The organism is Pseudomonas sp. ef1 (assembly GCF_007293365.2).
Lineage (GTDB): Bacteria > Pseudomonadota > Gammaproteobacteria > Pseudomonadales > Pseudomonadaceae > Aquipseudomonas > Aquipseudomonas siliginis.
Genome location: NZ_CM129815.1, coordinates 1,811,848 through 1,830,785 on the forward strand (window position 1 = coordinate 1,811,848; position 18,938 = coordinate 1,830,785).

Annotated in this window: 14 protein-coding genes; 6 read left to right on the plus strand and 8 right to left on the minus strand. The window is 53.0% G+C overall.

Going from position 1 to position 18,938, the window contains the following annotated elements; all coding sequences use genetic code 11:
- Positions 1-142: 142 nt before the first annotated feature.
- The 3 genes from FEE99_RS08175 to FEE99_RS08185 are packed head-to-tail and all read left to right on the plus strand — an operon-like array spanning position 143 to position 4,574.
- The gene (locus FEE99_RS08175) at positions 143-1,711 is read left to right on the plus strand and encodes a DEAD/DEAH box helicase (protein WP_143979026.1); all 1,569 of its coding nucleotides are present in this window, start codon (positions 143-145) and stop codon (positions 1,709-1,711) included.
- 10 nt (positions 1,712-1,721) lie between these two features.
- Entirely contained in the window at positions 1,722-3,488 is a 1,767-nt protein-coding gene (locus FEE99_RS08180; RefSeq protein ID WP_143979025.1) for an ATP-binding protein, read from the plus strand.
- A gap of 3 nt (positions 3,489-3,491) precedes the next feature.
- The gene (locus FEE99_RS08185) at positions 3,492-4,574 is read left to right on the plus strand and encodes a hypothetical protein (protein ID WP_143979024.1); all 1,083 of its coding nucleotides are present in this window, start codon (positions 3,492-3,494) and stop codon (positions 4,572-4,574) included.
- A gap of 2 nt (positions 4,575-4,576) precedes the next feature.
- Here the strand turns inward: FEE99_RS08185 and FEE99_RS08190 are convergent, their stop codons facing one another.
- The 8 genes from FEE99_RS08190 to FEE99_RS08225 all read right to left on the minus strand — a co-directional run bounded on the left by FEE99_RS08190 (position 4,577) and on the right by FEE99_RS08225 (position 13,697).
- A complete protein-coding gene (locus FEE99_RS08190) occupies positions 4,577-5,419 on the minus strand; it encodes a phosphoadenosine phosphosulfate reductase domain-containing protein (protein ID WP_143979023.1) in 843 nt (280 codons plus the stop codon).
- Positions 5,412-8,774, minus strand: a complete 3,363-nt coding sequence (locus tag FEE99_RS08195; protein WP_256675354.1) for an ATP-binding protein — start codon at positions 8,772-8,774, stop codon at positions 5,412-5,414. Before FEE99_RS08195 ends, FEE99_RS08190 begins: the two co-directional genes overlap by 8 nt.
- Positions 8,734-9,657 (minus strand): DUF4007 family protein, encoded by a 924-nt coding sequence (locus FEE99_RS08200; protein WP_143979022.1) that lies wholly within the window; start codon positions 9,655-9,657, stop codon positions 8,734-8,736. Before FEE99_RS08200 ends, FEE99_RS08195 begins: the two co-directional genes overlap by 41 nt.
- 476 nt (positions 9,658-10,133) lie before the next feature.
- Positions 10,134-10,259, minus strand: coding sequence for a hypothetical protein (locus FEE99_RS08205; RefSeq protein WP_256675353.1), 126 nt, complete (start codon positions 10,257-10,259; stop codon positions 10,134-10,136).
- Positions 10,260-10,279: 20 nt separating this feature from the next.
- The gene (locus FEE99_RS08210; RefSeq protein ID WP_143979020.1) at positions 10,280-11,188 is read right to left on the minus strand and encodes a recombination directionality factor; all 909 of its coding nucleotides are present in this window, start codon (positions 11,186-11,188) and stop codon (positions 10,280-10,282) included.
- 90 nt (positions 11,189-11,278) lie between these two features.
- Positions 11,279-12,280, minus strand: a complete 1,002-nt coding sequence (locus FEE99_RS08215; RefSeq protein WP_143979019.1) for a YqaJ viral recombinase family nuclease — start codon at positions 12,278-12,280, stop codon at positions 11,279-11,281.
- A 79-nt stretch (positions 12,281-12,359) separates the two neighbouring features.
- Positions 12,360-13,328, minus strand: coding sequence for a DUF932 domain-containing protein (locus FEE99_RS08220; protein ID WP_143979018.1), 969 nt, complete (start codon positions 13,326-13,328; stop codon positions 12,360-12,362).
- Between the two features lie 96 nt (positions 13,329-13,424).
- Complete coding sequence (locus FEE99_RS08225; protein WP_225739969.1) at positions 13,425-13,697, minus strand: hypothetical protein; 273 nt, start codon at positions 13,695-13,697, stop codon at positions 13,425-13,427.
- Between the two features lie 847 nt (positions 13,698-14,544).
- Here FEE99_RS08225 and FEE99_RS08230 point away from each other — a divergent pair.
- From FEE99_RS08230 to FEE99_RS08240, 3 genes are all read left to right on the plus strand, one after another.
- Entirely contained in the window at positions 14,545-15,567 is a 1,023-nt protein-coding gene (locus tag FEE99_RS08230; RefSeq protein WP_024657954.1) for a helix-turn-helix transcriptional regulator, read from the plus strand.
- 96 nt (positions 15,568-15,663) lie between these two features.
- On the plus strand, positions 15,664-16,674 hold the full coding sequence (locus tag FEE99_RS08235; protein WP_225739943.1) for a dynamin family protein: 1,011 nt from the start codon (positions 15,664-15,666) through the stop codon (positions 16,672-16,674).
- Positions 16,671-18,926 (plus strand): dynamin family protein, encoded by a 2,256-nt coding sequence (locus FEE99_RS08240; RefSeq protein ID WP_122500325.1) that lies wholly within the window; start codon positions 16,671-16,673, stop codon positions 18,924-18,926. Before FEE99_RS08235 ends, FEE99_RS08240 begins: the two co-directional genes overlap by 4 nt.
- Positions 18,927-18,938: the final 12 nt, after the last annotated feature.

The window sequence follows — 18,938 nt, forward strand, 5'->3', positions numbered from 1 at the left end:
ACGAAGTTCTTAAACAAACTAATTGGGGCATGGCTATACCTCAATCAGAGCTCCGGTGCAGTCATAAGTCGCAATCATAAGAGTTTTCCTAAGTGTGCGAGCATTCCAGGCGACTGTTAAGTATCGCGTGAAGGTGGTATCAGTGACAAAAAAACTTGTTGATCATTTGGCGCGATGCGACGAAAACTCACTAGTCACTTTGTTGGGGGAGACTACCGTAGCTCTCCTAAAAGCGGTTGGTAGTGATGCATATAACGTGGATGGCTTAGCCTATCTAGTTGTAAGTATGCATGGTGAAGAAGGTGCGTTGCGTGACAGTGCCATTCGTAATTTACTTTTTTCAAATTTGGACGGTGATGAGGGAAGGGCGCTCTGTGAACTTCTTCAATTTCCGACTTCTGCGGCAATGATGACGTTAAAGGGCGTTGATTTCGACAATAACCTCCTGAATTTAGAAGTTTTAATGGGTTGGTATGATGTGGCGGTAGACGCCAATAATTCCAAAGGCAGAGAGGTCGAAGGATCACGGAAAGCTGTGGCAAACCATAAACTTAGGTCTCACCAGTTAACGGCATTTCGAAAGCTAAGAAAATCCATTGCCAACCCAGACACATCAGTTTTAGTTAATATGCCATTTGGTGCGGGTAAGTTGCGATTAGTGGTTACCGCAGTACTCGATCTTTATCGGTCTGAGCCAGATGGAAGAGCTATTGTTTGGCTTGGGATAGGTGAAGCCCTTTGCGATGAGGCATTTATTGAACTTCGTGAGGTTTGGGAGCAAATAGGGTCGCGGGATGTGACCATTTATCGTGTTTATGGTGATCGGCCTGTTCCAGATCTAGGCAGTCTAGAAAATTGTATCATCGTTGCCGATATTAGAAAACTCAACGATGAGGGGGGCGGATTAGAAAAAATAGGTCGAAAGACCCGAGTGATAGTTTTCAGTGATGCCGAGCATGTTACTCATCCGATCGGAGTTAAGATCATCGAGCGGTTTTCGAAAGAGGGTGCCATTAGTTTGGTGGGGATATCAGCTATATCCTCTTGCGGCATAACTCAAATACCTCACCAAGCAGCGTTCCGTGCAAAATTTTCAGGGGCATGCATCACTATTGATGATGAAGATCCCATGAAGCTGCTACGAGACGCTGGTTATGTAGGTAAAGTCATCAGTGAGATTCGGGATCTAAAGTGCGGTATAGCAAAATTTGTAAACGATAATGCGCTGGAATTTGATCTTGATTTTGTAAATGAGTTGAGCAAGGACTTTGAGCGAAACCGTTGCTTGCTAGACTTGCTTCTGGCTGAGTCAAAGGCTGCAGGTAAAGTTGTGTTTTTTGCTACAACTGCCGAGCACGCTCGTTTGTTTGCCGGTTTGCTAGCCTTGCGCGGTGTTAGAGCAATGTCGGTGACTAGTGAAAAGTCCCCAGACGAACGAGCGGTCATTATACAAAGATTTAACTCTCGCGATGAGCAGATACTTTGCGTTCATGGTTTCTTCATTTCGGGAGATTCTATTCCCTCTGTTGCTGTTGGTATCGTTGCAGTCCCTACATTATCGGCGTCCGTATTTCTTGGGATAGTGGGGCGATTAGCAAGCACCAAAAGAACTGAAAATAATTACCTGCGGGTCATAGTCGCTTCTGATTCGCTGCCTGTGCAACGGCAGCTGACGGAAAGCCTTGATACCTGGAATAAATTAGATATTTAGGAAACTAGTAATGTCATTCCCAATTATTCCTCAAGATCTTTCTATTTCTGCAATGCGCAGTTCGGGGTATCGAGATACCGCGCATGCGCTAGCCGAGTTAATTGATAATTCTGTTCAGTCTGGCCAGGAGTCCGGTGAGCGGACAGAGATCGAGCTTATATGCATCGATACCGTCCACGGTAATGGCCGTCGACGGCTTTCCAATGTGGCGGTTTATGATAATGCCGGAGGTATGGAGCCTGCATTGCTACGTAAAGCGCTTCAATTCGGAAATGGATCTCGTCTTGAGCCTAAGAATCAAAAAGGGATTGGCAAGTTTGGTATGGGGCTTCCGAATTCGTCAATCTCTCAATGTAAGCGTGTTGATGTGTGGAGCTGGCAAAAAGGCATAGTACACCATGCATATTTAGATGTAGAGGAAATCAAAAAAGGAGTAATGACCGATGTCCCCGCCCCAAGTGTTTCGACGATTCCCGCTATGTGGCTGTCATTGATCGTAGGGGAGATTGGAGAAAGCGGAACTCTGGTGGTCTGGAGTGATCTGGATCGAGTCTCATGGAAGCAAAGTACAACGCTTCTAAGGCATACCGAGTTTATTGCCGGGCGCGTATACCGTCATTTTATTAATAAAAAGTCTGTACGGATTAGACTTGCAGCTTATGAGCAGAACGGGTCCGGTTACCCTGCGCTGTATGAAAGTTTTGTTCGGCCTAATGATCCATTGTATCTAATGAGTGGCACTAATGCTCCTTTGCCGTTTGACCAGGTGCCCGCGTTTGAAAAATTTGGAGAGCTGAAGATTCTGGTTGGCCATAATGGAGAGGAGCACGAAGTGATAGTTCGTGCGTCAATCTGTAAGCCTGAAGCTAGACGGGATGGGGGAGCTAAGCCTATTGGGCAGCATACTCTAAAGAATCAGGGGATTTCTGTTGTGCGATCCGGTCGTGAACTAGAGATGAATCATAGTTTCCTTCATTCCTACGACTCTCGCGAGCGTTGGTGGGGTATTGAGGTTGAGTTCGATCCTGGTTTGGATGATGTTTTTGGCGTGACCAACAATAAGCAAGCAGCAACTGGATTTATGCGCTTAAGCTTCGAGGAGGATGCGGAGGCTGAGGGGCTGTCAGAGCGTAGTTATCGCGAAATGCTGGAATTAGATAGCGATCCCAGGCTGCCTATGTATCGTATCAGTCGAGAGATCGAAAAAATGCTGGGTGTTATGCGCGCTCAGGTAGCGAAAATGCGCGAAGGAGACCGCGTTCAGACGAAGAAGGACCGTGCCGAGAACAAAGCAGAGCAGGCAGCTACGGACTCTGTAAATCGTCGTCGAGATCGTGTTGGGGATACAGGTCGAAGTGACAAGCAAGAGGCGCTGTCGGATGATGAACGTACTAATGCTTTATCTACTGAAATAATTCAGGATGGAGTTGAAGGTGATAAGGCTCATGAGATTGCCGTAGATTATGTAAGTAAGAAAATCAAATTCCGGTTTAAGCATGCCGATGCTCCGGGGCAGATGATTTTCGATGTGGGCGCAACTGGTGGCATCATTCTCGTAACTTTAAATACTAGACACCCCGTTCATGGTCGGCTTTTCGAGGCTCTCCGAGATGATGATGGCCCTGATAAGCAATATGCTAAAGAAGTCCTTTCCTTAGTTGCAGCATGGGCGCGAATGGAAGATGAAGCACCTAGTGAAAAGTCACGTCTTGCCATGGAAGACGCACGCTTGAATTGGGGGCGTATAGCCATGGATTTCTTTGACCTAGAGGATTAATTGGTGGGAGGGCGCGAAGCAATACGAGGTTTTTCTATCCAAACTTTGATTTGTTTGTTGGATTCATTACAGGCGAATGAGGGAACCTGGGTGGCTGTCACTATTGAGCCAGATTCGATTAATGAAAAAGCGGACATATTTTGGGAGTTTTCCGGCGGAGGGAGTCGCCTTCAGCAGGTTAAATCTTCTAAAAATCAGATTGGTCTGGCAGATGTCGTTTCTTGGTGCAAAGAGCTTAAAGCTTCGGGGCAGGCTGAGAGTTACCAACTTATGTTGGCAGGTCCTATAGCCGCCGCGGTCCTTGAGAAGGCTCCTTTTGATGGCGTCGATGTTCCCCCGCCTTCGCCAATAGATATATTGGCGCTAACCGATCAGGCCATCACAAAGTTAGATCGCTATTTGTTACTTAAGGCGATCGATCCGCTGCCCGTAGCAGTTCGGGAGTCATTGGTATACTTAATTTCTGCCCGCCTTTTGGAAGGTGCGGCTTATGGTAAGCGATTGGCTCGGGAAGAATTTGATGGATGGCTGTTGCATTGGATTGCTGTTGCTTATCCAGAGGCAATCAAGCAACGTTTGTCCGTAGATTGCAGTGTGCTCTGGAGTAGTGTCGAGCTTTCTAGCCCTGCAGAAATCTCAAGAAGAGCATTTGAAATAGTGCTTCCGCTCTCTGTTATTAATGGCGGGGCTTCAACTGCCGTCGTCGAGTGGTTTCTATTGAGAGTGTCATCACAGGGCAGAGAAATGAGATACCGCCCGGTCGCAATTATGCCTGAGACTTGCGCTGGCACATTGAATAGGAAAGAAGTTGCCAAGGCATTTGGCGAATTTGCTATCTGTCCAAAGTCCGCGGTTCGCTACGAACTACTATTCACCCCAATTGAGCGAGCGGGTTATGTGGTCGATGAGTGGCCTCATGGTTGGCATGATTTAGAGTTGTTCGTCAAATACTCAGGTCAGGATATGCCGAGATCAGTAAAAAAAATATCCATTTTGATCGCGATGGATGAGAGTTCGGTGCTCGGTACTAAAAGGGTAAAGAGTATCTCTATCTCTGACCTCGAGAGTTTTCTGGATATGCTCTAAATTTATTTATGACAGATCAAGCATGAGCTGTTTCCTTCGTCGTCTCCGTAAATGTCATCGATATCTTCCGGACATATTTTCACTGGGCGTAGCGGGTTCACAGGGATGTTTTTACGAAGGCGCGCGCGGCGGATCTCATATTCGGCTTTGATCTCAGTAACACGCGCAGGCTTCTCTAGATCCCAAAGCGACTCCCCCTTAGTCCAAGTGAAAGGTGAACCATGCTCCAGTGCATCTTTCTCTAATGCCTTGGCCTTTTCGAAGTCCTCGGGGTGGCGCTCTTTGAGGCGAACCCATTCGATCTTTTGTTGGAAGAAACAGAATGTGCAGCCACTGCGAGAGCGCCATTCGTAGTACTTTGGATAACCCAATCCAGAGGACTCGAGAATATCGACGACACTAGCTTTATCGACGCCCGCCTCACGGAAGGGGAATTTCACATGCATGTTTTCGGCTTTTGCTGAGTACCCCTCGCGGTACTCCTCATCAGCCCGGATCGCTACATAGGAGAAAACTTTATCACCAGCTGCCAGCCATGGTTTTACCCACTGTTCGAACGGTGCCAGTTTGAGTTGACGCGTACACCAGCGAGTCTGTGCGCTGGGGAGGAAATGGTTGTATTCACGCAGCCAAAAGCGGAAGTCCCGACGGGGATTAAGTCGCTCGATGGGCTTTCCTAAATAGCCTTCGAGTCGTCCCAGGAACTCGTAGACCTCGGGAAGTTCCTCGCCGGTATCAGTAAAGAAGTAGTCGATATCCAGCTCGGGATGGTGGTCACGCATCCACACTGCCAAAGCTGCGCTATCTTTTCCTCCGGATAAACCCAGTACGTGTCGTTCAGTCATGCATCTGTTCCTTTTCGATAACCAGGTTCATTCCGACTTTGGCTAAGATGGCAAGTAAAATGTCAGTATCAAGGCCTTGATCCTCCAGCATTTTGGCTATTTCATTGGCCTTTTGTTCTACTGTTTCACGATGACGCTCTGAGATCGAAAAGGATCTAGAAATCGTTGTTGTTTCCGCTCCTACGCCAATGACAACTGCGATTGCTTCACTTTGTGCTGGACGATCTTTGACAGCGACGAAGGCCTCAGCCTCGCGGAAACGTCTTGCGAATTGGACAAGTTCGAGCACCGCAGCATCGATATGGCGGTCCACCCAGTCGCGTGGTGGTTTATCGGCGGCTAGGCTCAGAATACCTTCCAAGACGGAGCGGCTGCCATCGTAAGACCCCAGTCTTGTCGAGAATGCATCGAGCCTGAAGTTGCCTGAAACGCCTGCGACAGCCCGCGCCCTTTCACGGAGTGATTCCAAGTTGTCGAGAGGTGCATCAAGTGCTTCAAGCATCTTGGCTTCTACTTCGGAGAGCATCATTGCGTAAGCTGTTGCGATTTCTTTCAGGGGCGCGCGCAGAGCATTCACGTAGGCTTTGCCATCGGCTACCTCCAGCAGCGTTGGTAAATCGACGAACAGCACTTTGTGCGGGTCGCTGGCCTTTAGCAGCATGTCACGAATTGCTTTGGCAGTTTCACCCAGCCGCTGTGTGCGCCGAGACCACTCTGGCAAATTAAAAATCAACGCCACAAGGCCACGCGCCGCCTCTAGAGGATCAGCAACTCCTCCTATTTCCCCCACTTCCTCGAGGAGATGAGAGATGCCATCTAGAATTCGGCTCTTATCCTCATCAATCGCGATCCAGCGGAGCGTAAAGCGGGTCGGATCTTGGAGGCACTCGTCGATGTCAGCATCGCTGAGTCGAGAGATGAACATGCCTTCCTTGTATACGGCGATGTTGGCTTTATGCACCAACAAGAATGCTGTCAGAAAAACTGGCAGTATGCCCCGCTTCATGCCGTACGGCGGCATGCTCCAATGGTCATAAATGGTGCTCACGCTTACGCGGGCGCTGGTATCGGCAAAGAGTTGCTGAGTGAACGCCCATAACTCGGAAAAGCCTTTGGGTGAGGCTTCGCATGGCTCGCAGACGCGCCAAGCCTCTCCCTCTTTACGGTATAGATGTGATGCCACGAGCAGTGTTTCGAAAAGGCCGCGCTCGGCAGGGAAGCCTTCAATACCTAACCGCTCTTGGCCTTCGGCGTTGATCATTGCGTGTAACAGATCACGGCGGGCTTTAACGCTATTGCTCGACACACTATCGCGATTAACTAGCTCGCTCCACACTCGAGGACAATGCTCATAGAGATCGTCGGCGAGGTCTGAAGCAATAGGTGATAGCTTTGCACCAGGCTCAATAACCTGGTCGCTACCATCATGCCATTTGCAGAGTGAGGCAGCAGCTTGAAGTTGGTCCTCAAGGTCGGAGCGAGTAGCGGCCAAGCGGGCGAATACTTCGCGGCGGGCGACAGGGTCTCCTCCGAGCTCGTGGCGTTCCTTTACCTGCTCTAATGCAACCAATTCGGTCGACAGTTCCGCGATCCGGGCATGATTATCCGGGATGCCTACTAACACCGGCCAAGGTTCTTCGTAAGCACAGGACTGAGCTCGCTTTCGAGCCTCACGAAGAGGCATGTCTCGGCCGGGAAGCGCAAGGATGAACTGGCCGAACTCTCCCCGCTGGGGTTTGTAAGTACTTGCGATCTTTTCCGCTTGCTCGATGCTTCGCAGAGAAATTTCCATCCAGCGCATTGAGCCCGTTTCGTGGTAGTGCCGCTTGGCGACCACTGGGTGCATTCCCATAAGCTGGGATAATTTGGCGTAGTCAATGCCAGGAGATGACGCTACAGCTTGGGCAATAGCTGCATCGATATCGAAGTCGCTACCTTCAAAAACTGACCAAGCTCCGGTATAGCTCTTGAACAGAGCCACTTTGAGCGAGGCCAGTTTCTTCAGTGCGGCCTCGATCTCATCCTGTGGCACGCTGTGGAAAAGGGTCGACAAGACTGGTAAGTCGGCGGCAAGCCCTGAACCAGTGCGGAAGAGGTCGATGACGGCGATGTTTTTAATCAGAGACACCTGCAGCAAGTCACCAGATTTGGCCTCAGCACGCTCCACAGCTTCGACAGCTTGGGACCAGCGGTGCCCATCTGCAGAAGCTAGGATGGCAGGCTCTAGGTTCGCACGCAGATATTCCCAATAGTCGCTAGGGCGATACCAATTCGATTGGTTCAGCGGAGTCGATTGTAGGTAGGCGCGAAACCCATAAGGCTCGACTGAAGATAGGAAGCCAAAAGTGCTCCGCTCATTTTGACCGAACTGCCGCTTCGATATTGGACCCAACAATGCAGCCATGGTTGGATGCAGCGGCCAGCAGCGTTCTAAAGCAACAGCGAAATCATTGCCGACGGCTGGGCGACGTGACCTGACGGCATCGGCAATAGAGTCAGAGGCCCCCCGTATCCACTCGGGTCGCCGCTTTGCATCAATTGCACGGCCGATAAGCTCGACAACCTCGTCGCTTGCCGCCACGAAAGGGAGGTCAAGGTAACGGCCTTGAACCTTGCCCCAGTCGTCACGAGTGTCGATACCAAGACGGTTGGCGTACTGTGCGAAAGATTGATGCAGCACTCCAATCACAACCAGTCTGCCTTCAGCGCGGGCAGATGCTTCTGCGAGCTCTTGGAAGAAGTAGACATCGTCGCCCACGCCTAAGGCCGAAGCTTCAAGGAACTTGCCCATCTCATCAATGAACACCAAGACACCATCGTTCGGGCGGTCTTTGGCTTCGGCGATCAGTTCATTGATGACGTCCTGTGCATTGGGTTTGTTGCGACGTTCAAAACCCTTGTCCTGAGCCTTGCGAAGGGCTAAGTCCAGTTCCTTGACGACACTACCGCGCCGGCCAACCACTGGGATTACGAGCCACCCGTCTTGAACTGGAAAAGCACTGTCAAAGTTTGGCTTCGAGTCCAAATTTAGTGTAGATCGGGCTTTTGCGCGAAGGCTCTTATCAGTATGGAGGGCGCTCGCCAAAGCTACGGCCAGAGATGATTTTCCGCCGCCGAAGGGGCCTGTCCAAGTGAAGCTGCGCTGATTGGTTGCGGCAAGCTGCCTACTCATGCCCTCTACCACAGTCGCTGCGGTCGAATGGAAGATATACCCGTCGAGTGCGTCGGATCGGCCAATGTCCGCATCAATACGGATTGATCGTTGGTACTGATGAGAAATCTGGACGATGTCGGCGAGCACTGCCTCTCTTACCTCAGTCATATGCGCGCCTAACCATGTCTTGTCGATCGTCATCAGAGAGGTTTTTTTTGTGGACTTGGCGAAGGCCAGCGGAGTCGGACCACGCTAACTTGCCTCCGGTCAGATCGGCCAAAGAGATCAAGCGCTGGGCTATCGACTCTTCGTCGAGCTTAAAGACTCGACCTGGAGAGCCTTCTGCATATGCGATGGTCTCGAAAGCTAGCGAACTTTGGCTGTCTGCAGTTCTGCGCCAAAAATCCATGAGGGCATAAGTGAAGACACCATCATGAAGTGCAGCCTTGGGGCCGCGTCGGAATGCATATTGCCCCTTGTGTACTTCTTGCAGCAGCCCCAACTCCCCGAGTAAAGGCTCGGCAAAATCCTCTGGAGAACCGGTTGCTGCCCGTGGCGCGTAGCTACGTAGACAGGTCTCCAAGTCACGCGAAATAGTTGCTGTAGAAAGGCGGTGCTTGGGATCTAGGCTTCGGGCATACAGGGCCAAAGGCTCTTCGAGTTCTTGGCGTGTAAAGGTTGGAGCTGTCACATGATTGAAGAGCCAATACCATGTGGTCGAGCGGTGGTGCCGCCCGGCGAGGCGCCAATGTACGAGCCATGCTGTAGACGGGTTCTCCGCATAGGGGTCGAGACCTCCATTTCGCAGTATCTCCATTGCCAGGCTTTTTACGCGGAACGCATCGCCTTCTTCGGCCATGATCCCGCATGACAATGCCCAATGCCGAATCGATGAAACCATGTTTTTACCAACACCGAAGGCTGCGATTGCAGACTCATCGGTGAAGGTTGATTTGGTAATCAGTCCGTCATTGCTCGCTTGATCGAACGCTTTCTTAAGCCACATTTGGCGAAGAGGAAACGTTTCATGTCCGGAGAGGTGCACGGATGCAATTCGGTTAGGTTTGGTGTTTGTATTCTTCATGATTTCAAGCTTACCGCGAACTGGTGGATTACTCCAGTTTGAGACTCTACGAGTTTAAGCTGTATATGTATACAGTTATTTGGCGTTCATCCGCAACCGATCCTGAGCTCTCGGTGAGGTGCCGGATCGGCTGAACGCGTCGCCTTCCCTTTGGAGGGGTTGCTAAGGCAAGGGCATGTCGTCTCATGATCTGAAGTCAGGCCTGGAGTTTTGAGATTGTGTGCTTGGATGACCAAAAAAGAACGCGTTTAATGAGTGAGCAGCCTTGAGGCTGCCCGCTCATTGACTGATAGCTCAACGACTTCGTTTCTGTTTGAGGTGCTGCAAGATGATGAAAATATAGGACGCAAGCAATATCGCCACTAGCACAACAGGCACGCGTAGCAGCATAAGCATCACCGCTAGGCAACCAGCCAGGACTCCGACAAAGGCGAACACAGCTGCGAGAAGCTTGAGTACCGCTAACAGCAAAGGTTTCATAAGTGCCCCCGCACGGCCATCGACACGCAATCCTCGTTCCCGATCACGATGTGGTCGAGTGTCCTGACATCTACCAGGTAGGTGCCGGTGGCTTCTCCTGCTTTTAGCTTCTGCAGTTTCATCTATTGCTCCTTGGGCCGGTTTAGGTAGTAACGGATTGCGCCTGGCATTGGGTTGCAAGCTTTTCAGCTAGGTCTGGTTTGCTTGAATGCTGCGGTGGAGGTTTGGACGGGTGTTGATCGGCATTGGCTTCAACTGAAAAGAACTCTTCAATCACGGCGCTACTGTCTTCCTCGTTGTCCTCGAACGCACCGTTACCAAAGCAACGTCGTGCTGCCTCATCCAGCGCAATCTGATCGAAGCCAGCAGTCTGCCGTTGTGCGTCCAGTTCGTTGGCAGTCAGCAGCGCCTCGGCCATATCCATGCCGGTGCGTACGGTGAGATCGACGTAGAAGATTGGCGTGCCATGGCTCTGCCGAGTTGACTTCCCGCGCAGACGCAGCTCCAGCGGCAGGCAGGCTAGTCGGTTACCCGACATAGCCTGGAAGTAATGCAGGCGTGCGGCCAAGGTGCGGATGCTGTTAAAGCCGGTGGTGCGGAACACAAAGCTTCCGAGCGGATCGTCATCGCCGATCAGTACATTCAGCCGGCCGTAGGGTTTGCAGGCACCGCCTTTGGCCAGCGGGCAGGCATCAGGCGATGGGCAGGGCAACGATTGCATGCCGTCTCGGGTGACACGCTTGCATGTCTCGCCATTGCCCACGCACAGCGGCCGCCCAGATTGCCGGTCGAACAGCGTGTAGTCGGCGCGAAAATTCAGTTCAGGTTCGTTGAACAGCAGACGTACCGGGATGCTGCGTAGCTTGTACTCCTGGCTTTTGCGCAGCTCATCGTTGAACGGGTGCAGCAGCCAGCCTTCCTTGCCTTGCACCTGTGAAGTGATGGTGAACTGGTCATCTTTCTCCGGCAGGCGTTTGCCGTTCTTCTCGATGACCTTGCCTATGGAAATTCGCCCGAGTACCGGCGGGGTGATAGCCAGACCTTTGAGCATGGTGGTTCTCCTACAAAAGAGAAAAGGCCAGCCACGCAGCGTTAACTGTATGGGATGGCCAAAGGGAGGGAATGGTTAGGCGTGATTGGATTAGCCGACCAGAAAGCGCCTGCTGCCTTCCTTGAGCTTGGTGTAGCGAACCTGCAGGTAGGGTTTGTCCTTCAGCATGCGTTCAACATCGAGCACGTTGCTGTCTTTGGATTTCTTCCAGCTGATAAAGCCGTGGCTGAACTCCGCGCGGGTGGCATCTCCCATGGCCTGTTGCAGCAACTGCTTTAGCTGGGCTTCGCGCGTTTCCTTCTCGCTGATGGACTGGCGCACAGCTTTGAGCTCTAGGTAGGCCGCTGCCAAACCAGCGCGGCCACTGAAATCAGCGGTCTGGCCGTTGTCCTTCGGATAGAGCGCACGCAGTGCCATTTCAGCCGAGGCTGAACCATCAGCAGGCGGTGGTGTGTCTGTCTCGACGTAGTGCCAGAACTTACGCTCCAGCTCGATCAGGCGGGCAATCATCTGCTCGTCCCGTTCGATGCGGTGGATCTCTAGGGTCTGGCCGCCCAGCAATACAGCGACATCCGCAGCTTGCTTGCCGGTGACTGCAAGCTGGTGCATTACCTGCAGTTGCACATACTCGGGCACGCCTTCTTTCCAGAGGCGTGCGCCGTTTATGCCGGCTGTCTTGCATTCGAGGATCTGCACATCGTCAGCACCGATTACCTCTCGGTCGATGTTGGCCAGCATCCAGGACAACTCAGGGTTTGGATGCTGCAGTACGGCGTTGATGCGCCGTACGCGTTTGCTGGTGCGCTTGCTGTAATGCCAAGCCACGATCGGCTCCAGCACATTGCCCCAGTACATCGGGCTTTCCTCATCGTGCGGATCGGCCTTAGGCAAGGTGGTGTCGCGACCTGTTTTCTCCAGCCACAGCTCTAGCTGCGACTTGTAGGGATTTAGGCCTACTGCAGCGCCAGCATCCGAGCTGCCGATGCCCTGTTTACGCACCATCAGCCAATCTTCACGAGGCAGTTCCTTGGTACTGATTAAACGCAGCGCCGGGCGCGGCTTGCTGGCGCGGCTCAACGAAGTAGCTTTCATAGCGTTCACCTTGTGGAAATAGAAACGCCCGATCAGCAACCAGGCTGATCGGGCGTTATGGAGTGGAGGAGGTAAGCGGTTAGGCCACCAGTTGCAGAGCGGTGTCCAGGGCGCGTTGCTTGATCTGCGCACCTTGGCCGAACCAGGCCGAGTCCATGCGGTATTCGTTGCTGCGGGCGCGGCGCTCGTGATCGACAAACTCGGTCACTGCATTGAGCAGGCCCCATGCAGTGCCACGTGCCGAGTCGAGCTGACTGCCCCGACCACGACCCTCGTACAGTTCCTGAACCTTGCGCAGAGCGCGTTCGTTGGGCAGTACCTCCGGCAGTGCGCCGGTTGGACTCGTCTCACACAACACGGACATGAAGAACCCCAACGCCTCATGCCACTGCACCTTACGCTCAGACAAGGCCCGCATGCGGTACATAAACTCATCCCACTGCGAGACGGCGATGCCGAGCTGCTTCTTCACTGCTTTCGGATCGAAGCGGGTGTTGTGCGGCACCTTGATCGCGCGGCTGGTGCCGTCCAGGGCGATGGTCAGGGTGTTGTTGCACACCACTCGCACGGTGGTTGGTGTTGCTGTGGTGGCCAGGGTGCCGTCGCAGGATGTAGCCAGTAGCAAGTAGCCGTTGACCTGATCGTTACCCTTGAGCGCTGCGCCTTGCCCGGTACGCGCCAGCGCCCAGAATTTTCGACCACCCTTGAGCACGCCGGCGGTTTCCAGCTCATAGCCGGAAACCTCGGTAAGGTCACGATAAAACTCCAACACTTCCCGAGGCTGCACGGTGTGATAGCGCTGGGAGACCACCGACAGCGGTGCCTTGGTGTCCGAACGGAAGAGTACCTTCTGCTCGGAGAAGGAATGGATCGCGCCCAGGTGGCCGACGGTCTCTGATTTGAAAAGTACGGGGCTTTCCTGGATCGCCCAGTCCATGCCGGCTTCGCGTTGCCAGACTTCGATGGGTTGTTTCTGGGTGAGTTGATTACCTAGGCCATGCCACGGTGCAGCGCCAGCGTAGGCCATAGTTTCGACGAGATGGGCCATGGTTGAGATTCCTTTGGGTGCAGGCCGGCATAAAGCGCCGCGCCCAGCGCAGCACCGTCCGGACGATATGGATAGAAAAGGTGTGGTCCTGCCAGATCAGGCCGGAAGGTTAAAGCGGTGACCGCAGAGCAAGCAGAGGTTGTGGGCTAGGACGTGGCGATCAAGCGACTCACCCAGTTGGGCGCCGAGAGCGCAGCCGCCGACACCGCCGGCCAGTCCGCCGAGGATGGCACCTGACACTGAGCCGAGAGTTATGCCGACGGGCCCGGCAATAGCGCCGATTAGCGCACCAGCCTGACCACCTGCTAGAGCTGCGCTGACGCCACGCGCGGCACCACCTACTGTGCCGATGGCCGCGCCGACTTTCATAGCGTGATGGAAAGAAGCAACTTTTGGGGAGTGACAGCGAGGACACTGCAATGACATGGGATGAACCCTCCTGGTAGTGGTGTCATTGCTGTTATGTAGAGTTGAGATTTTTTTGAATCGAATCAATACGCCTTTGGGCGCGTGTTTTGGTCGCTATGGCAGCGAACGCATCCAGCCGCCTGTATTGGACCGCAATTATGATGAGTTGTGTCTGCTAAGCGAGGCGACACACATTGTCGTACCTACCAGTCAAGCTAGCGCCATTCGACAGCCGTAGGACATCGCTATGACAATTTCCCCGCGCCCGTTCACCCTTGTCTGTGCTCACTGTTCTTGGAGAAAAACGGTTCTGCCTCACAACGATTTGGCATCGCTCGGCCCAGCTGCGTTCATCCTTTGTCCTGAGTGTCATACCCCTTCGTTGGAGGGGCTGGAGGCCAATCGACATGAAATCCTCAGAACCCGCCTGGAACAATTTCTAAGCCTCAACGATTGACGTTTAAAGTCGCGACACCTTTTGTCGCTCTGCCCCGGTAAATGGTCAAAAAGACCTAGGAGGTTACGATTATGAAAAACCTGTTTGCCGTCATAGGACTTTGTGTGGTGCTAAAGAAAAGCTATGAACTGTATCGCGAGTACAGCGAACTGAAGCGCGAAAGGAACGCGCGCCAGTTTTCTCCCTCCTGAGTTAAGGGTAGAACCTCAAGTTCCGCACACCACTGCCGAAAGGCTTATGTCTTATGTCGATTACAATTGATGGCAAAACGCTACTTTAATCAGTAGCATCGACGCCAAATTGACGGCAGCCTCCTGGCTATCAGTTGACCCGCAGAACAAGGTAGTCATCATGTCCCAAGCGAAGGATACGCTGCTCAGGCTATTCGCATTACTGCGCCTGATCCCCACAGAACCGCAGCGAATTGCAGCTCCGACCCTGCTTGAAAAGCTTCGCGATAGAGGGTTTTCCGTAACACTTCGCTCGGTTCAGCGTGATTTGAACCGGTTGTCGACGCCTTTTTCGTTGCAATGCGACGAGAGCGAGATCCCGTTTCGTTGGAGCTTCACGCGGGATGCGCCGCTCAGATTGGAGGATATGGATGCCTCCACCGCACTGGCCTTGTATCTGTCGGAGAGCCATCTGACTACTTTGTTGCCGCAGACTGTTCTGGACCAGCTCGGTCCACAATTTCGACGCGCACGTAACTTCCTGGGTGATCTGGGCCACAACGGATTGGCCGATTGGGCGCGACGAGTTCGGGCGATTCCCAATGGGAAAACCTTGCTGCCTGCTGCGATCGATCCCGACGTCTGGGGGCAAGTGTCTACCGTTTTGCTGGAGCGCCGGCAACTGCAAGTGACTTATCAGAGTCGGAGCAAGGGCGAACTCAAACAGTTTCGCCTTCATCCGGCAGGCCTGGTATCGCGGCATGCCATCAGCTACTTGCTGGCTTCCGTAGATGGCTACGGCGACTTGCGCCAGTTTGCCCTGCACCGTATTCAGCATGTTCGTGTACTCGATGAGCCGTCCGTTTTGCATGCGGCCTTTGATGTGGACGATTACATCGCGACCGGCATATTCAGCCATCGTCAAACCGGCATAGAGGTAGAGCTGATCGCGGATGTTCATCCGCAGATTGCTTTCCTGCTTGGAGAGACTCCGCTGAGTCATGAGCAGACCTTGAGCGATATCCCCTCGCATACCTGGAAGCGTTTACGCGCCCAGGTGCCGCTGGATCGTGAAACGCTGTGGTGGATCTTTGGCCTGAACGACAACATCCGCGTGCATGGGCCACAGGTGTGGGTCGATGAGATAGGGGCCAGGTTGCACGGTATGCAAAACCTCTACACATCAGTTGACCACGCGACATGAACTGTCGCATGGCCATGGAAGACTGCGGCCGTTTGATTGCCAATGGATTAACGCTTGTCAGGTGCTCAAGGCGCCGGGCGATAGGGACAGAAACTGATGACGCGCTCCACCGTTACGCCCCTCAAATCCCGAAAAGTCGGAAGCTCGGTGTCTGCTGGCAACGCCACCTTCGATGTATTGGTGTTGGCCACAATGAGCGCAGGCAAAACGTCGTTTATCAACGCATTGATTGGCCAGGAACTGCTGCATACCGCCAATGAGGCCACCACTGCCTGTGTGACCCGTATAGAGCATCGTCAGGGCGCGCGGCGATTCAGTGGTGCCTGCTATTGCTACAACGACACCGAATTGGCCTCCCAGCCTTCGCCGTCAGTAGCGCTGCTGCAGGACTGGAACGCCAATGTCGAGGTCAAGCGCATCAGCCTGGCGGGAACCTTCAACGTGGTGCCGCGCCCGGCACCCGGTTTGGTGCTTCACGACACGCCAGGGCCAAATAACAGCCAGGATGAAAACCATGCCCGGTTGACGCTGGAGGCAATCCGCAACGTGTCGTTTAAGGCGCTTTGCTACGTGCTCAACGCTAGTCAACTGGGGACTCGTGACGATCGGTTGCTACTCGAACAGTTGCGCGAAGAACTCGCCGCCAAGCCTGCCCAGCCTATCTATTTCATCCTCAACAAAGTGGATTTGCTCGATCCGGAGAAGGGCGAAAGCATTGAGGGCTATGTGCACAACGCTCAGCGTTATTTGCGCGATATCGGTTTTGAACAGCCGATCATCATTCCGACAATGGCCAGTGCAGCGCTGTACGCGCGCAAGGCCCTGAGTGCCGAAACACTCACGCGCGCGCAGCGCTCTAAGTTGCGCCAAGTGCTCGATGACCTGGATGTCAACAAGTGCGCATTGCTCAATGCCACAGTCGCACCAGACCTGATCAAGCGTCGCGTCGGCAAGGCGCTCTATAACCTCGAACGCAAACTGCAGGCCAAGGAATCCGATACCCGAGCCTACGATAAAAACCGATTGCAGCAACTGGTCACCATCAGTGGGCTTAAAACCGTTGAAGCCCTTATCCATCATCAGCGCCGATTAGATGAGCAACCATGAATACTATTGAAATTATCCATAACCCTTTCATCGTCGAGACTCAGTTCCTGATCAGTGGCCAACCGCCGGCCGAAGGCTGCAAGCTGTCGAGCTATAAAGAATCGCGGCTGCAAGTGTGGATTGAGAAGCTGTTTGATGAGTTGAGCCAGTTGTTCAATGGTGACAATAACTTTGAGGTCACTTTCAGAGGCGTCGAGTCGGATTATCTGGACGTGGTTGACGCCGCAAAAGTGGCGATGGGCAAAGGCATGCAGGTCACCCTGCAGTTTATCGAAGCGGACCCGGCCGAAGAGCGCCTGACCCGTATTCGTGAGCTGATGGAGGAGGCCAAGCTCCATCCTGAATTTGAGCATTTCATTCGCGAGAATGCCGATGTCAGCCAGTCCTTTGAAGAAGCGTTCAATAAGGATTTTGACGTGTATGTGGTGGCGACTATGTCCTCGGGCAAGTCGACGCTGATCAACGCCATGCTTGGCCAGGACCTGTTACCGGCGGCCAACGAAGCCACTACCGCAACCATTGCGCGGATCACCGACAACGCATTAATGGGTCAACGCTTCGCAGCCCAGCGCGTGACGAATGATCACCGCGTTGCGGAAAACAGCGACAACGTAAGCCTGGAAGTGCTCCAGGCATGGAACAACCTGCCCGATACGATGCGCATCGATATCGAAGGCAAAATTCACGCGATTCAAGACCGTGACAGCGTACGCCTGGTATTGACCGACACGCCGGGCCCGAACAACAGCCAGGATGCAAAGCATCAGCTCAAAACGATGAGTTTCATTCAGGACTCTCAGCGCAACCCGCTGATTCTGTATGTGCTCAATGCCAGCCAATTGGGCACCAACGACGACAAAAACCTATTGGGGCTGGTCGCCGAAACCATGCGCAAGGGCGGAAAGCAGAGCAAGGATCGGTTCATTTTTGTCATCAACAAGATGGATGTGTTCGATCCTGAGAAAGGCGAGGACCTGCCATCCGTGCTGGCCCGCGTCAAAAACTACCTGGTTGAAAACGGTATTTTCAATCCGCTGATCTACCCGGTATCGGCCAACCTGACGCGGCTGCTGCGCAAGCCTCAGCACTTGCACTCACGCAAGGAACGCGGTGAGTTGAACTCCATGATGGACATGTTTGGCGAAGAGCCGAGCATGAACCTGCTGCAATACATGCCGATTACCGAGCGGGTCAAACGTAGCCTGCAAGAAAAGAAACTTCCCGAGATCGTGCTGAGCAGCGGATTGCCGGCGGTGGAGGCGATGATTGACGAGTACATCGACAAGTACAATTTTCCACATCGGGTCAAGCGCGCCTATGACGCGATGATCAAGGCCATTGCAGTCGGACTTAACGAAACCCAACTGATCGAGCAACTGGATCAGGACGAAAAGACGCTGGCGCATATCAATGAAGAGATCCTGGCGCTGGAGCTTCGGCAGGAGCAGGGGTTCGATACGCAGGCCTACAAGGACAAAATAGCGCGTGAAGGCAAGGTGTTGCCACGGGCCACCGAAGATGAACTCGCGACCTTGGAAAATGCTTCGGGTAAGTATCTCCGGTCGGTCAGTGAGCGGTTTATCGGGGAGGTTGAGCCGCGGATCGCTGAAATGCGGGTCAAGGAGGTTGAAGAGGAACTCCAGTTCCAGTACCGGAAACTCATCAATGCCTACGAGGCCGTATTTATCACGAGCCAACAAGTCATCCGTGATGATCTCCAGGCGGAGTATCAGCGTTATATCGTGGATCTGTTCAAGGACTGCCAGCATTTGAAGTTGCCGATTTTGGACAGCCTTCAAAAAGCCGCGGGTGATATCTCCTTCAATCTCACCATCAAGAGTGATGAGGTGCAAACCAAGCGGGTTGTGATTGACCGTTACGAAGTCAGCGACAGCAGTTGGTACAACCCTTTTTCATGGGGCTCTACCCGTACGGTTTACAAATATGGCGAAGAGAAGTCGGTTGACCTGGCCAAGCTCTGGAATCCCCGCAGCACCCGTATAAATACTGAGTTTGCTCGACTGGTCGTGGCCGCTCGCACAGAAATCGACAATGGCAAGACCGTCCTGATTGATCAGTTCATGGCCTTCATGGGGCGTGAGTTCGAAACCAAGTTCAATGAATTGATCGACTCGCTCAAAGAAAAAATGACCGATCGCGACGTTCGTAAACAAGCCCTTGAAGAGGCTCGTGAGTTGCAAGCGTGGATCAACCAATTCAAAGAAAAACTCGACGAAACCCTAGCGGTTTGACCTCGGAGCTTC

What these genes read in the sequence shown, in the direction of transcription:
- FEE99_RS08180 (WP_143979025.1), top strand. Translation starts at nt 1,722, where the DNA reads ATGTCATTCCCAATTATTCCTCAAGATCTTTCTATTTCTGCAATGCGC.
- FEE99_RS08190 (WP_143979023.1), bottom strand. Translation starts at nt 5,419, where the DNA reads ATGACTGAACGACACGTACTGGGTTTATCCGGAGGAAAAGATAGCGCA.
- FEE99_RS08195 (WP_256675354.1), bottom strand. Translation starts at nt 8,774, where the DNA reads ATGACGATCGACAAGACATGGTTAGGCGCGCATATGACTGAGGTAAGA.
- FEE99_RS08200 (WP_143979022.1), bottom strand. Translation starts at nt 9,657, where the DNA reads ATGAAGAATACAAACACCAAACCTAACCGAATTGCATCCGTGCACCTC.
- FEE99_RS08205 (WP_256675353.1), bottom strand. Translation starts at nt 10,259, where the DNA reads ATGAAACTGCAGAAGCTAAAAGCAGGAGAAGCCACCGGCACCTACCTG.
- FEE99_RS08210 (WP_143979020.1), bottom strand. Translation starts at nt 11,188, where the DNA reads ATGCTCAAAGGTCTGGCTATCACCCCGCCGGTACTCGGGCGAATTTCC.
- FEE99_RS08215 (WP_143979019.1), bottom strand. Translation starts at nt 12,280, where the DNA reads ATGAAAGCTACTTCGTTGAGCCGCGCCAGCAAGCCGCGCCCGGCGCTG.
- FEE99_RS08220 (WP_143979018.1), bottom strand. Translation starts at nt 13,328, where the DNA reads ATGGCCCATCTCGTCGAAACTATGGCCTACGCTGGCGCTGCACCGTGG.
- FEE99_RS08225 (WP_225739969.1), bottom strand. Translation starts at nt 13,697, where the DNA reads ATGAAAGTCGGCGCGGCCATCGGCACAGTAGGTGGTGCCGCGCGTGGC.
- FEE99_RS08230 (WP_024657954.1), top strand. Translation starts at nt 14,545, where the DNA reads ATGTCCCAAGCGAAGGATACGCTGCTCAGGCTATTCGCATTACTGCGC.
- FEE99_RS08235 (WP_225739943.1), top strand. Translation starts at nt 15,664, where the DNA reads ATGACGCGCTCCACCGTTACGCCCCTCAAATCCCGAAAAGTCGGAAGC.
- FEE99_RS08240 (WP_122500325.1), top strand. Translation starts at nt 16,671, where the DNA reads ATGAATACTATTGAAATTATCCATAACCCTTTCATCGTCGAGACTCAG.